Below are 13,021 nucleotides of genomic sequence, written 5' to 3' on the forward strand. Positions count from 1 at the left end.
GGCGAGCCTCGCTCCTACGGCAATGCTGTTCACTTAAGTGCGGGCACCGACAATTGTGGCGAGGGGATTTATCCCCGTTGGGTCGCGAAGTGGCCCCCAGCGTCCGGCCAAACAGACTGAATTGTCCGGATCGACGACCGCTTCGCAGTCGAACGGGGATAAATCCCCTCGCCACAGTTGTCAGTGTTCGCCAAGCAAACAGCATTACGCTCCTACGGAGGCCGCATCGGGGCTCAAAAGTGGGTGAAGGTCAGGCCGAGCTTGTAGGTCGGGCCGTATTCTTCGTACTGGCCGTTGTAGGCGCGGTGGCCGGTGTAGACGAAATACGGCTCGTCGGTGAGGTTCTGCGCCTCGAAGCTGACTTGCAGGTTTTTGGTCAGCGAGTAACGGGCGCTGAAGTCGATAAAGGTCTGGGCATCGACGTGCAGGTCGTGGGCCTTGTCGTTGATGGACGCCAGTTCAAAGAGGTAATCCGACTTGTAGTTGGCCGACAGGCGCAGGCTCAGCTTGTCGTCTTCCCAACCGAGCATCAGGTTGCCGACCGTGTCGGACTGGTTGGGTAAATCGATGCTGCGCTTGCGGTTGATGCCACTGGTGGCGTCGAAGCCCTTGATCTCGGCATCCGAACGGCTGAAGGTGCTGTTGGCGCCAATCAGCAGGCCGTTCCAGGGCGCCGGCAACCAGTCGAATTTCTGCGAATAAGCCAGTTCCAGGCCATAGAGCTTGGCGCTGTCGCCGTTGGCAAAGGTGTGGGCTTCGGAGAAATCGACCCAGGCACCCGTGCCGGCCAGGTCGGTGTTGTAGACGAAATTCTTGATGTCCTTGTAGAACACGAACGCCGAGACGGTGCCGGCGCGGCCCATGTAATGCTCGATGCCCAAGTCAAGATTGCTCGACTCCAGCGGTTTGAGTTCCGGGTTGCCGAACGTGGCTTCGTCATCGTCGATGACAAACCCTGGCGCCAGTTGACCGAAAGTCGGGCGCACCACGGATTTGGTCCACGCGGCGCGAACCTGGGTGTTTTTGTCCAGTTGATAGCGCGCATGCAGGCCCGGCAGCCAGTGGTGATATTTGCGCTGGGTGTCGGTGGAAGTGAACGCGCCATCGGTCACGCCGGTGCCCTTGGCTTCGAACTCGGTGCCTTCGTAGCGCAGGCCGGCGATGAACCGCCAGTCGTCGATATCGATCGTGTTCATCAGGTAGCCGGCGTTGATGTCTTCGCTGATCTTGAAGTCGTTGACCTGCGATTCGACTTCGTCATAGAAGTCCGCCTGGTTGAGGCCGCCGATCAACTGCTTGATCGCACTGCCGCTGATCCCCGGGCCGAACTGGCCGAGGCGATAGTCGACGTTGCCTTTGGTGAAATGCGACAGGTTGAGCTGATCGTCGCTGAAACCCAGGCCGTCGAAATCCTCATAGACCCAGGCGTCGAGGTCGTTGTCCTTGTTGCGCCGACTGACCTTGCCGCCGAATTTGACCTGGGACGCGTAGCCTTTGAAGTCGTAATCCCGGGCCAGGTCCAGGCGCAGGTTTTTCTCGGTGTCGGTGGTTTTCTGCTTTTCCCACTCGACCTTGTCGAGGCTGAAATTGGCCGGATCGTAGAAGGCCTGGCCAATGATCGGCCGTGGTTTGTCCTTGTCGTAGTAACCGCTGTCGGCAAAGTCATCAATGCCGGTGAACGCAGCATTGGCAATGTGACCCGGGCTGTCTTCGCCGGAGCGGCTGTAGCCAGCCTGGCCGCTGAGGGTCCAGAGGCCGAACATGCGTTCGCCGCCCAGGACGTAGGATTGAATTTCCTGGGTCTCTTCGCGTTGTTTGAGTTTGCGCGAGCCTTCGGCGTCGCCCAACTCGCCCGCAGCTTGCGGGTCGGCAAATTCGAAGGCCGCGGCGTTGCGTGTTTCGCTATCCTTGTAACGGCTGTAGAGGGTGCGCAGGTAATAGCTGCTGAGGTCATCGGGCTTGTAGTCGAAGTTCAGACCACCGCCGGCGCGTTCGCGGCTGATGTCGTAGTCGCGTTGCTCGAACTCTTCGAGACGGGCGCCTTGCTCGAAATCCCAGGCACCGCCGGTTTCGACGTTGTCCGAACCGAAATCGCGCTTCTGCCAGCTCAGCGCGGCGGCCACACCGAAATTGTCGATGCCGTCACCGAGGCTGAAGCGGTCACTGATGGCGCCGGAAAATTTCGGGCTGGTCTGGTGGGTGTTTTTGTCATAACTGGCTTCGCTGCTGCCGGTGTAGAACAGGCCTTTGTGATCGAACGCCGAAAGGCTTTTGACGTCGACGGTGCCGCCCAGGGAGTTAGCGTCCATGTCCGGGGTCAGGGTCTTGATCACCGATAACGACTGCACCAGTTCCGAGGGCAACACATCGAGGGCTACAGCGCGGCGCTCGCTTTCCGGCGACGGTACGAGCGTGCCGTTGATGGTCACGCTGTTGAGGTCCGGACCGAGGCCGCGCACGCTGACAAACCGCCCTTCGCCCTGATCGCGCTCGACGCTGACTCCCGGCAACCGCTGCACGGCTTCGGCGACGTTTTCGTCCGGCAGCTGCGCCACGCCGTCCGCATGCACCACGCTCTTGATGCTGTCGGCGTTGCGTTGTTCCTTGAGCGCCTGGTCGATGCTTGCCGCTTGCCCCACCACTTCGACGTGTTCCGTGTTCGCGGTGGTTTCGGCAGCGCTCAAGCGTTCGCTGGCCATTGCCATGGCCAATGCGGTGAGCGTGAAGCTGACGAGCCCGGCAGTGCTGCTGCGCTGGTACATGGTGTCCTCCCCCAAGAGTCCGATAACGCCAGGCAAGTGGCCCGGCAACTGGGAGGGCAAGCTAGGGTCGGGGGATGACGGTTCTGTGACAGGGGTTGGCGGGAGACGCTGTAAACCGGGGTTTTGCCAGGCTTCAGGCTGGTTAATGAGCTCAAATGACCTGAGTCTGGCGCTAATCCTGTGGCGAGGGGGGTTACCCCCGTTGGAGTGCGAAGCGCTCCCCTATCAAACACGCAGTGAATCTAACGGCGGCCGCTGCGCGACCGAACGGGAGCAAGCGCCTTCGCCACAGGTCATCGCCAGGCAGAAAAAAACCGCTGCACCATGAGCTGATTCGACCTTTCACCCCAGTCACCCCACTGTCACAAACATCTGCTGTGCTGACGCGCATCGCCTCTTTGCCAAAGGATCACGGCCATGTTCTCAGTGCTCAAACCCCATCGTTGGAAACTTGCACTGCTGCTGTTGGCGGCGAACGCGGGATTGCTGTTGCACCTGGCGTGCGGCGAGTTGAAAAGCATCAGCGAATGGGTCTGGCTGGACATCGTCGGCGAAGGTGGCTCGGCGCTGCTGGCGCTGGTCTGGTTGGGGCTGGTACTCAAGAGTCGCCCGGCCGGTCGCGTCACCAATTATCTGGCGCTCGGCTTGAGCGGCATCTTTTTCTCCTGGTGGATCGACAGCCTCGACGAGTTCATCCGCCTGCCCGACAGCATCACCTGGGACCACTGGCTGGAATCCGGACCGATGCCGGTGGGCATGATTCTGCTGACCCTCGGCATCTATCACTGGCACCGCGAGCAACTGGCGATCAGCGCGCAAATGGAGAAGCGTGAAAAGCTGTTCCGCGAGCACCGGTTGTTCGACAAACTCACGCCACTGGGCGGCGCCGACTACCTCAAGCGACAACTGACCGAAAGCCTTGAAGAGAGTCAGCGGCAACAGCAGCCGCTGTCACTGCTGGCGCTGGATGTCGATAACTTCACGGCCATCAACCAGACGTTCGGCCATGCCGAAGGCGACGCCGTATTGCAGGCGCTCAGCCATTTGTTGCTGCTCAATCTGCGGCGGCAGGACTTGCTCTGCCGACTGGCCGGCGACCGCTTCGTGGTGCTGCTCCCCAACACCGGCGAGAGCCAGGCACGGCTGCTGGCGCTGGAGCTGGAACAGGCGGTTCAGGGCTTGGCACACAAAACCCGGCAACACGGCGAGCGCGTGCAGTTGTCGGCCAGTACCGCCGTGGTCATGGCGGTCAACGAGGCTCCGGATCCCCTGCTCAAACGCCTTAACCTGGCGCTGGCACGGGCCAGGCAGCCGTTGGCAAAAACGGCCTGAGGCGCGGTCATGACCCTGAAAACCAAATGGTATGAAACCGACAGCCGCTTCATTCCCGGGCATTACCAACCGGCGACCTTGATTGATCTGGCCTTGTCCCGGGATATCGATAGCCATCGCCTGCTGCGTGGCACCGGCCTGTTTCATGAAGACATCCTCGCCGGCCAGACCCGCCTCAGTCCCCAGCAATTTTTCGGGCTGATCAACAACAGCCGCCGGTTGCTGGACGCCGACGACAGCAGTTTCCTGTTCGGCCAACGCTTGCTGCCGGGGCATTACGGACCGGCCAGCCATGCCTTGCGCCACGCACAAAACCTGCATCAGGCACTCGACACACTGGTGCAGCAACAGGCGCTGCTCAGCCCGCTCGCAACGCCGCGGTTGGTGCTGGATGAAAAGCATGCCTGGTTATATTGGCTGGACAGTTGCGGCGCGGGCGAACAATGGCGTTTTCTGCTGGAAGCGAGCATGACCTCCATCGTCGCCATGAGCCGCTCACAGAGCGGCCAACGCCTGCCGTGGGAATGCAGCTTCAGCCATGCCGAGCCACGTTACGTCGAGCAATACTGGGTGCATCTGGGCGAGCACACCCAGTTCAACCGCCCACTGGACCTGATGCGCATCCCACGGGAATACCTCACGCTTGCCTGGCCCGCCGCGTCGGCCACCGCCAGCCAGGTCGCCCGTCAGGAAGCCCAAGGGCAAATCGAACAACTGGGCTTTGCCTCAAGCTTCGTCGACTGCCTCTATCGCTACCTGCAAACCCATATACGACAAGCCCCGAGCCTGGAACAAGCCGCTCAGGCCTTCGCCATGAGCCCCGCCACGCTCAAACGCAAACTGCAAAAGCACGACACCGGTTTTCAGCAACAGGTGGATCGAGTGCGCAAGCATGTGGCGCTGTACCTGTATCAGATCAAGGGGTTCAGCAACGAGGAAGTCGCGGAGTATTTGAGCTTTAACGATGCGGCGAATTTCCGGCGTTCGTTCAAGCGCTGGACCGGTAGTACACCGAACCTGATCCGTCAGCTGTTCACTTCAGGTTAAGACAAACACGAAAAAGCCCAACCTCAATAAGGTCGGGCTTTCTCATTTATGGGCGGGTATCCATCATTTTGTCAGCGAGGGCCTTGGCTCTTTCAATCAACAGATTCTGCCTGTCCTCATGAGTGGCCCCTCCCACAACTGGCGCCGTCAGATGGCTTTCCGCAATCAGCGCAGCGCAGAAATATTGATCCCACACGGCTTTGTCCGCGGACGTCTGTGCGGTGGTTGGGTCGGCAGTCATAGTGCGGCTCCTTTTGATGAAGTAGCCCTGCCAGTTTACGCCTGATTCATAACCCGCAACCGACCACCATTCGTCGCCTGAAAACACCCGTCAAGAAACTGTAACCACCTTTGGCTCAGGCTTTGCAAACGCTGGCCGTAACCGCCCCGGACGACGGAATTCTGACGTGGCGGCCAATCAATCAATATTTATGGGCACCAGCGCTACGCTGGGTCCGGCACCCGGAGATGTAACGTGTCAACTCTCAATGAAATCGCAGCGAACCACGCGAAAATGGCGAAAAAACTGGCGGGAGAGTCGACCGAAATGTGTGAACGACAGCCGCTGGTGGTGGGTGGGTTCGAGGTCACGTCAGTGGATGAGCAACCCCATGTACCCATGCATCTTATCGTTGCGGCGCAGGACAACCATCTCGTGCAGGTTGCTGGCTACTTGCCCTGAGCCGCCTCAGTTCAAATACCACCCCCAGGGTCCACCGCCGTATCGGGTGATTTGCTTGGTCTCGAGGTAATTGTTGTAGCCCCACTCACCCAGCTCGCGTCCGATACCGCTCTGCTTGTAACCGCCCCAAGGGGCCTCGACAAAAGTCGGTTGCGAGCAGTTGACCCACACGATACCGGCGCGAAAGCGTCGGGCCACTCGTTCGCAACGCGGGATATCGCGGGACATGACCGCGGCCGCCAGACCGAATGGCGAGTCGTTGGCCAGGCGAATTGCTTCGGCTTCGCTGTCGAAGGCCCGCAGGCAGACCACCGGGCCGAAGATCTCATCGCGCCATACCGAACTGTGCTCCGGCACATCGGAGAATATTGCCGGGGTCACGTAATAACCTTTCTGCAGATGGGCCGGGCGTGTGCCGCCTGACACCAGTCGCGCCCCCTCTTGCTGACCGGCCGCAATGGCGTCGAGCACCTTGTCCAGTTGCCCCTGACTGACCAACGGCCCGAGTTTCACACCCTCGGTAAAACCTTGGCCAATGCGGATTTGCTCTGTGGCTTTGATCAAACGCTCCAGCAGCGCCGGATACAGGGCGCGCTCCACCAACACTCGCGACGTGGCCGAACAGACCTGGCCCTGGTTCCAGAAAATCCCGAACAGGATCCACTCCACCGCAGCGTCGAGGTCACTGTCGGCGAAGATCACGAACGGCGATTTGCCGCCCAGCTCCAGGCTGATGCTTTTGATCTCGGCCGCCGCCGCTTGCATGATCTTGCGCCCGGTCGGCACGCTGCCGGTGAAGGCGATCTTGTCGACGTCCGGGTGTTCGGCCAGCGGCGCGCCTGCCTCACGCCCCAGCCCGCTGACGACGTTCAACACCCCCGCTGGCAAGCCGGCCTGGTCGGCAATAGTTGCCAATTCAAGGGCGGTCAGCGGCGTCAGTTCCGACGGTTTGAGCACCACCGTGCAGCCCGCCGCCAGCGCCGGAGCGACTTTCCACGACGCCATCAGCATCGGGAAATTCCAGGGAATGATCGCGGCGACCACGCCCACCGGTTCCTTGATCACCGAGGAACTGAAGCGCTCATCGGACACGCTGATCGACTGCTCGCTGTGTTGGTCCGCGCCTTCGGCGAGCCCGGCATAGAAATCGAAACAACCCGCGGTGTCGGCGATGTCCCACAGCGCTTCCGGCAGCGGCTTGCCGTTGTCGCGCACTTCGATCGCGGCCAGTTCGTCCTGACGCGCACGAATGCCGTCAGCGATTCGCCGCAGAACCTGCGCTCGCTGCACACCCGTCCAGCGCGGCCAGTCACCTTCGTCGAACGCCTTGCGCGCGGCGGCGACGGCCAGGTCGATGTCTTCCGCCGTGGCGGCAGCAACCTGTGCCAGCACCGATTCATCACTCGGGTCTAAGGTCTCGAAAACGCCACGCTGCACCGGCGCAATCCACTCGCCGCCGATGTACAGCCGTTGATAGTCACGCATGACAAATTCCCTCGCTGACCGGTTGCTCCAGCCGAATATTCTCAAGGCGACTGAACGCATCCACCCGCACCCCGCTGCCCACGCTCACCCCCGGCCCGAACACCACGCAAGGCTCGATGCGCACGTCCGTGGCCAGTTGCGTATCAGCGCTGAAAAACACCGTGTCCGCCGCCACCAGGCTGACACCAGACTGCATGACCGAACGGCGTCGGCGCTGCTGGAAAAGTTGTTCGGCCGCATGCAATTGCTCGCGATCATTGACCCCGAGCACGTCGTCCTCATCCACCTCCACCGCTGTGACCGGCAGGCCGGCGCTGTTGGCCACTGCCACTGCATCAGTGAGGTAATACTCGCCCTGCGCATTCTGGTTGCCGATCCGGTCCAGCAGCCACAGACAGGTATCGGCACGTAAACCCATGACACCACCATTGCAGAAGTTGACTTCAAGCTCTTTCGGGCTGGCGTCCCTGGCTTCGCGAATGGCCAGCAAGCGGCCCTCCTCCACCAGCAATCGTCCGTAAGGCCCCGGCTGTGCGGTGTGAAATCCCGCGACCGCCACGGCGGCACCGTCGATCAGTGCCTGACGCAATTGCGCCAAGGTCTGCGCGCTGATCAATGGCGAGTCGCCAAACAGCACCAGCACGCAACCCTGTTCATGAGCCTGCAATGCGGGCCGGGCGGCAAGCAACGCATGGGCCGTGCCCAACTGCTCTTGCTGGGTAAACGTTCGCGCAGTCGGCGCTGCCTGTTTCAAGTAATCGGCAACCGCCCGACTGCCTGCGCCCAACACCACCGCGCATTGATCGATATTCGCCGCCTCGACCGCCGCCAGTACATGGCCGAGCAACGGCCGGTTACCCACCGGGTGCATGACTTTCGGCAGCTGCGAACGCATGCGGGTGCCCTGCCCGGCGGCAAGAATCACCGCCAGGGTCCGCCAGGAAATATTGTCGCTCATTGCGACCCTCCCAATGAGTCAAGCCTGATCGCGATAGAACACGTCGTCGGCATACGGATACCACCAGTCCTGAATCTTCGGCTGGTGATCGATGATGACCATTTTCGAGCGTCGGAACGCTTCGAGGCCCTGACGCCCAAGTTCGCGCCCCAGGCCGGACATCTTCCAGCCGCCAAACGGCAGCGCGTCGTTGTCGATCAGCGGGTTGTTGACCCAGACCATTCCGGCTTCGAGGCGCTCGGCAGCCTCCATGGCTTCAGCAAGGTCGGTTGAAAACAGTGATGCGCCCAGACCGAACGGCGAATCATTGGCCAGCCGCACCGCTTCATCGAAATCGCTGACACGACAGATCGCCGCGACGGGGCCGAAACACTCTTCCTGAAGAATCGCCATGTCAGCGGTCACGCCGGTTAGGATGGTCGGCTCATAGAACCAGCCCACGCTGTGCTGCGGCGGAATCCGCCCACCGCAAACCAGCGTCGCGCCCTTGGCCAGGGCGTCGTCGACCAGGCGCATGACTTTGTTGCGCGCAGCCTCGCTGACCATCGGCCCGATCTCCGTATGTTCCAGGCCATGGCCGATGCGCAAGGCGCGGGTGCGTTCAGCGAACTTCGCGACGAACTCATCGTGGACTTCATCAACCACGTAGAAGCGCTCTGCCGAGGTGCAAATCTGCCCGCTCAGGTGGAACGCGGCGGTCACCGCACCTGCCGCGGCGACGTCCAGCGGCGCGTGTTTTGAGATGATCAGCGGGTCGCTGCCACCTGCCTCGATCACGCACGGTTTCATCTGTTCGGCACACGCCACTGCCACCGCTTTGCCCGCCGCCACGCTGCCGGTAAAGGCAACTGCGTGAGTGCCGGTCGACTTCACCAGAAACTGCGCCGTCACCGCATCGCCCGGCACACAAGACACCAGCCCCGGCAGCAACGAGGTGAAATGTTCCATGAACTTGAGCGTGCACAGGGTCGTGGCTTCCGCCGGTTTAATGATGCAGGCATTGCCCGCGGCCAACGAGGCAGCGACCGTCCAGCACATCAACAGGATCGGAAAGTTGAACGGCATGATGTGCACGCTGACGCCATACGGTTCATAGCGCACATGCTGGAACGAGCCAATCTGCGTGGTGCCGGCAACCTTGCCGGCATCATCCCGGGCCATTTCCGCATAGTAGCGAAAGATCGGCGCGCAGTTGGCCAGTTCGCCCATGGCTTCGGGAAACGGCTTGCCCATTTCCAGGGTCATCAACCGTGCGACTTCACGGTTGCAGGCGACGTCTTGTTCGATGGCATTGGCCAGCGTGTGCAAAAGCGCGGCGCGGCTTTTCGCGTCGATCAGCCGCCACTGTTTTTGCGCGGCGGTGGCGGCATCGACGGCGGCTTGCACGTCAGCTTCGCCACACAGCCCGACCTGCCCGACAGGTTGCAGCGTTGCCGGGTCGAGCACTTCGCGCGCGCGGGCATTCGTCAGCGGCAGGTATTCAGAGTTGATGAAACGCAGTGCGATGTCAGTGTTGAACGTGGCCATGGGGTAATCCTTGAACCAATCGATAAGGGGTTTCGCGCAAAACCGCGAGGGTTGCGGGCGACAGATCGTCGCGCCAGCCCGGCACATGCCCGTTGAGCCAGGCGCGCAGCGGCGCGAACGCCTCGGCCTCCAGCGCGCGAACAAACAAACCCAGGGTGCGCGGCAGGTGAGCCAGGTAACCGTGCTTGCCGTCGCGGCCCGCCAGTCGCACAAAAATCCCCAGCACCTTGGCGTGACGCTGGGCGGCCAGCCGCCGGTAATCCTCGAGAAATCGCGGCGCATCGAGCTCCGGGCGTTGCATCAGGTAGTGCGTCAGCAGCGCCACGCGCAACGCTTCGGACACGTCGCGGCGCGCGTCTTCGAGCAATGACATCAAGTCGTACGCCGCCGCACCGATCAGTGCGTCCTGAAAATCCAGCAGACCGCAGGCCGCAACGCCATCGCGGCCTTCGAGCAGCATCAGGTTATCGACGTGGAAGTCGCGCAACACCAGCGCTTCGCGACGTAGCGCGACATCGCTGCAGGCCTCGGCGAACAGCGCCAGATACGACTCACGAAGGCCCAGCGCCGCTTCCTTGCCAATCAGCAACGGCACGTACCAATCGATAAACAGCGCACACTCGTCACTCAGTTGTCGAGCATCGTAGGGCGCCACTTCCGCCGTCGGTGGCGCGCGGTGCAACGCCACCAGCGCGTCGACCGCCAAGCGATACAGCGCCGCTTCCGGATGCCCGGCTGCCAACAATCGGGTGTAGGTGTCGTGACCGAAATCCTCGATCAACGCCAGCCCCGCCGCTTCGTCGACCTGCAGCAAGGCCGGCGCGGAAAGCCCCAGTCGGTGCAGGTGCCGGGCAACCTGGACAAACGGACCGATCGGCTCGCTGTGCGGTGGCGAATCCATCAACAGCAGGCCTGCACCGCTCAAGCGGAAATAACGCCGGCTCGAGGCATCCGCCGGCAGCGCAATCAACTGCGCCTCGGCGAAGCCGGCACGCGCCAGGAAGGCTGCGCGCTGGTCCTCGCGGGTTGGCGATGATGCACGTGTCTCAGTCATGGCAATCACCGGATCATGTAGACCTTTTTCACCGTCTCATGGACGGTGCACACGCCTTTCCAGTCCTTGCGGAAAAAGGCTGCAGTGTCGGGCTTGATCTCGATCACTTCGCCGGATTCGTGGACGTAGGTGCAGCGGCCTTCGAGGAAATGGCAGAACTCATCACTGGTGACGTGGCAAAACCATTTGCCCGGCGTGCAGATCCACACGCCACACTCGGACTGACCTTCGGGGCCTTTGTGCAGCACCACGCCGGAAACACGGGATTCACCTTCAAGCATGGTCGGGATCACGCCCCAATCCTTGACGTCAGTGATGCTCAGCGGGTCGTACAGAAACGGGGTAGTCATGTGTTGCTCTCCAGAAAAGTCAGGTTCAGACAGATAGAACAAACGTCGAGTAACGTGTGGCGAGGGAGCTTGCTCCCGCTGGGCAGCGAGGCGGCCCCACCCTCTCTATCTGAAAAGAAGGGGCCTGCTGTGCAGGCCAGCGGGAGCAAGCTCCCTCGCCACAGGGGCTGGCATTCAGGCCAGCATGTAAACGTTGCGCAGGGTTTCCCGGACGTGGCATTCACCGGTCCAGCCGGCCGGGAACAGCACCAGGGTGTTCGGGCGAATCTCGATCACTTCGCCGTTGTCATTGCGATAAGTGGCGACGCCGGCGATGAAGTGGCAAAGCTCGTCACGGGGAATCGACAGCCGCCAACGACCCGGCGTGCAGACCCAGAGCCCGGTTTCTGGGCTGTTATTCGGGCCTTTGAACAGCAGCCGGCCGCTGGAATGCGAGACGCCTTCGACGGCGTCGCTCTGCACGCCCCAGTCCACCAGATCGGTGCGACTGCTGACGGCTTCGAGGTACGGCGTGATACCCGCCGTGGTGTTTTGCTCAGGCATTGTTCAGCACCTTGTCGAGAATGGCGGCCGCGTCCGCCGGCCCTTTACGTGATTGCATCTGCGCGCTGGTGCGCTGAAGACGTTGGCGCATTGCCTCGTCGTTGAGGCACGCCGCGAGCTTCTCCGCGAGCTGTGCTTCGCTCCACTCGTAGCGGTCGAGCTTGAACCCGTGACCGCTTTCTTCGGCGCGCATGGCGTTGTCATGACCGTCCCAGACGTAGGACATGACGATTGCCGGCTTACCGAAAAACAGGCACTCGGTGAAGCTGTTGTTGCCGCCGTGATGGATCACCGCATCGACTTGGGCAATCACCGATGGCTGCGGGAACCAGTTGGAGATCAGCACGTTGTCGGGCAGGTCCGGGTATTCATCAAGGTGCTCACCGACATTGAACAACGCGCGGTAAGGCAACTTGCCAACGGCGGTGATCAGTCGCTGGAGCAGATCGACGTCGCCCGAACCGAGGCTACCGAAACTGACGTAGAGCAACGGCTTATCGTTGTTGGCGCGAAACTCGGGAATGTCGTAGGCCGTATCATGACGAACGCAACCTTGCAGGTAGTGGAAACGCTCGGCCGGCAATGGGTGACGACGCTCGAACTTGACCGCGTCCGGGTACAGCAGCAGGTTCATGTACGGCGAGGCTTCGAAGAAGGTGCCAAGCGGATACGGTTGCTCGCCATGGGCTTGCAGGAACTGGTTGAAGTCTTCATGAATCGGCCCGACCACGTCTTCGAAGCGCTGGCGAAACTGCGCGTGGCCCGCCTTGTCGTGAATGCTCATGCCCGACAGGTGCGGCGGGATATCCGGGTCTTCGATCTCGTTTTCCGAGCAGGAAATGATGCGCACCCAAGGCTTGCCGTATTGCTTGATCGCAGGAAACAGGATCACGTTGTCGACGCAGATCAGGTCGGGTTTGACCTTGTCCAGCACCGCCGGCAAATCCTTCTGCGCCCACTTCGCGGTGTCGACGATGGCGGCCCAGCATTCCTTCACGTAGTTGTCGATTTGATCGATTGGGGATTTGCGGAAATTGGGAATGTGGCCGTTGATGAAATCGACCCAGTAGCGGGCCATCTCCTCGGCGGGCATCGGCGCCGACATGTTGACCATGTGTTCTTCAAAACCGTAGCCGGCATACACGCCGCTCATGCCGGGGTCGGTGAGGAAAACCGCCTTGTGGCCGAGGGCTTCGCACGCCTGGGCGATACCAACCGAGTTCAGTGCCGGGCCATAAGCGGCTTCCGGAAAGAAGGCGATCACTTTCTGTTTCATCGAGC

General features: G+C 61.4%; 12 protein-coding genes. 3 read left to right on the top strand and 9 right to left on the bottom strand.

All coding sequences use genetic code 11. From position 1 onward, the window contains the following. Window positions 1–233: 233 nt before the first annotated feature. Window positions 234–2,762, bottom strand: a complete 2,529-nt coding sequence (locus ACM6I5_RS20400; RefSeq protein WP_414884541.1) for a TonB-dependent receptor — start codon at window positions 2,760–2,762, stop codon at window positions 234–236. Between the two features lie 417 nt (window positions 2,763–3,179). Between ACM6I5_RS20400 and ACM6I5_RS20405 the strand changes: the two genes are divergently transcribed. Together ACM6I5_RS20405 and ACM6I5_RS20410 are read left to right on the top strand one after the other, a co-directional pair. Further along, window positions 3,180–4,094, top strand: a complete 915-nt coding sequence (locus ACM6I5_RS20405; protein ID WP_414884542.1) for a GGDEF domain-containing protein — start codon at window positions 3,180–3,182, stop codon at window positions 4,092–4,094. A 9-nt stretch (window positions 4,095–4,103) separates the two neighbouring features. Beyond that, window positions 4,104–5,141: an AraC family transcriptional regulator ligand-binding domain-containing protein gene (locus ACM6I5_RS20410; RefSeq protein WP_414884543.1), complete on the top strand. Its 1,038-nt coding sequence runs from the start codon at window positions 4,104–4,106 to the stop codon at window positions 5,139–5,141. Window positions 5,142–5,187: 46 nt separating this feature from the next. On the opposite strand, the gene ACM6I5_RS20415 is transcribed toward ACM6I5_RS20410, so the two are convergent. Next, window positions 5,188–5,382, bottom strand: a complete 195-nt coding sequence (locus ACM6I5_RS20415) for a hypothetical protein (RefSeq protein ID WP_017337894.1) — start codon at window positions 5,380–5,382, stop codon at window positions 5,188–5,190. Between the two features lie 234 nt (window positions 5,383–5,616). On the opposite strand from ACM6I5_RS20415, the gene ACM6I5_RS20420 reads away from it, so the two are divergent. Further along, on the top strand, window positions 5,617–5,823 hold the full coding sequence (locus ACM6I5_RS20420; protein WP_017337893.1) for a hypothetical protein: 207 nt from the start codon (window positions 5,617–5,619) through the stop codon (window positions 5,821–5,823). A 6-nt stretch (window positions 5,824–5,829) separates the two neighbouring features. On the opposite strand, the gene ACM6I5_RS20425 is transcribed toward ACM6I5_RS20420, so the two are convergent. The 7 genes from ACM6I5_RS20425 to ACM6I5_RS20455 form a co-directional block, all read right to left on the bottom strand. Beyond that, window positions 5,830–7,308 carry an aldehyde dehydrogenase family protein gene (locus tag ACM6I5_RS20425; RefSeq protein ID WP_414884544.1) on the bottom strand — a complete coding sequence of 493 codons (1,479 nt, stop codon included), beginning with the start codon at window positions 7,306–7,308 and terminating at the stop codon, window positions 5,830–5,832. Beyond that, window positions 7,301–8,266 carry an NTP transferase domain-containing protein gene (locus tag ACM6I5_RS20430; RefSeq protein WP_414884545.1) on the bottom strand — a complete coding sequence of 322 codons (966 nt, stop codon included), beginning with the start codon at window positions 8,264–8,266 and terminating at the stop codon, window positions 7,301–7,303. The genes ACM6I5_RS20425 and ACM6I5_RS20430 overlap by 8 nt, the downstream gene beginning before the upstream one ends. An 18-nt stretch (window positions 8,267–8,284) precedes the next feature. Beyond that, on the bottom strand, window positions 8,285–9,793 hold the full coding sequence (locus ACM6I5_RS20435; protein ID WP_414878832.1) for an aldehyde dehydrogenase family protein: 1,509 nt from the start codon (window positions 9,791–9,793) through the stop codon (window positions 8,285–8,287). Then, window positions 9,774–10,847: an aminoglycoside phosphotransferase family protein gene (locus ACM6I5_RS20440; protein ID WP_414878831.1), complete on the bottom strand. Its 1,074-nt coding sequence runs from the start codon at window positions 10,845–10,847 to the stop codon at window positions 9,774–9,776. Before ACM6I5_RS20440 ends, ACM6I5_RS20435 begins: the two co-directional genes overlap by 20 nt. 5 nt (window positions 10,848–10,852) lie before the next feature. Then, window positions 10,853–11,197, bottom strand: a complete 345-nt coding sequence (locus tag ACM6I5_RS20445) for a cupin domain-containing protein (protein ID WP_084317822.1) — start codon at window positions 11,195–11,197, stop codon at window positions 10,853–10,855. Window positions 11,198–11,371: 174 nt separating this feature from the next. Further along, window positions 11,372–11,740, bottom strand: a complete 369-nt coding sequence (locus tag ACM6I5_RS20450) for a cupin domain-containing protein (RefSeq protein ID WP_414878830.1) — start codon at window positions 11,738–11,740, stop codon at window positions 11,372–11,374. Next, window positions 11,733–13,016 (bottom strand): nucleotide disphospho-sugar-binding domain-containing protein, encoded by a 1,284-nt coding sequence (locus ACM6I5_RS20455; protein ID WP_414878829.1) that lies wholly within the window; start codon window positions 13,014–13,016, stop codon window positions 11,733–11,735. Before ACM6I5_RS20455 ends, ACM6I5_RS20450 begins: the two co-directional genes overlap by 8 nt. Window positions 13,017–13,021 lie beyond the last annotated feature (5 nt).

Source organism: Pseudomonas sp. IT-P171 (genome assembly GCF_949767765.1).
Lineage (GTDB): Bacteria > Pseudomonadota > Gammaproteobacteria > Pseudomonadales > Pseudomonadaceae > Aquipseudomonas > Aquipseudomonas fluorescens_B.

What these genes read in the sequence shown, in the direction of transcription:
- ACM6I5_RS20400 (WP_414884541.1), bottom strand. Translation starts at nt 2,762, where the DNA reads ATGTACCAGCGCAGCAGCACTGCCGGGCTCGTCAGCTTCACGCTCACC.
- ACM6I5_RS20405 (WP_414884542.1), top strand. Translation starts at nt 3,180, where the DNA reads ATGTTCTCAGTGCTCAAACCCCATCGTTGGAAACTTGCACTGCTGCTG.
- ACM6I5_RS20410 (WP_414884543.1), top strand. Translation starts at nt 4,104, where the DNA reads ATGACCCTGAAAACCAAATGGTATGAAACCGACAGCCGCTTCATTCCC.
- ACM6I5_RS20415 (WP_017337894.1), bottom strand. Translation starts at nt 5,382, where the DNA reads ATGACTGCCGACCCAACCACCGCACAGACGTCCGCGGACAAAGCCGTG.
- ACM6I5_RS20425 (WP_414884544.1), bottom strand. Translation starts at nt 7,308, where the DNA reads ATGCGTGACTATCAACGGCTGTACATCGGCGGCGAGTGGATTGCGCCG.
- ACM6I5_RS20430 (WP_414884545.1), bottom strand. Translation starts at nt 8,266, where the DNA reads ATGAGCGACAATATTTCCTGGCGGACCCTGGCGGTGATTCTTGCCGCC.
- ACM6I5_RS20435 (WP_414878832.1), bottom strand. Translation starts at nt 9,793, where the DNA reads ATGGCCACGTTCAACACTGACATCGCACTGCGTTTCATCAACTCTGAA.
- ACM6I5_RS20440 (WP_414878831.1), bottom strand. Translation starts at nt 10,847, where the DNA reads ATGACTGAGACACGTGCATCATCGCCAACCCGCGAGGACCAGCGCGCA.
- ACM6I5_RS20445 (WP_084317822.1), bottom strand. Translation starts at nt 11,197, where the DNA reads ATGACTACCCCGTTTCTGTACGACCCGCTGAGCATCACTGACGTCAAG.
- ACM6I5_RS20450 (WP_414878830.1), bottom strand. Translation starts at nt 11,740, where the DNA reads ATGCCTGAGCAAAACACCACGGCGGGTATCACGCCGTACCTCGAAGCC.
- ACM6I5_RS20455 (WP_414878829.1), bottom strand. Translation starts at nt 13,016, where the DNA reads ATGAAACAGAAAGTGATCGCCTTCTTTCCGGAAGCCGCTTATGGCCCG.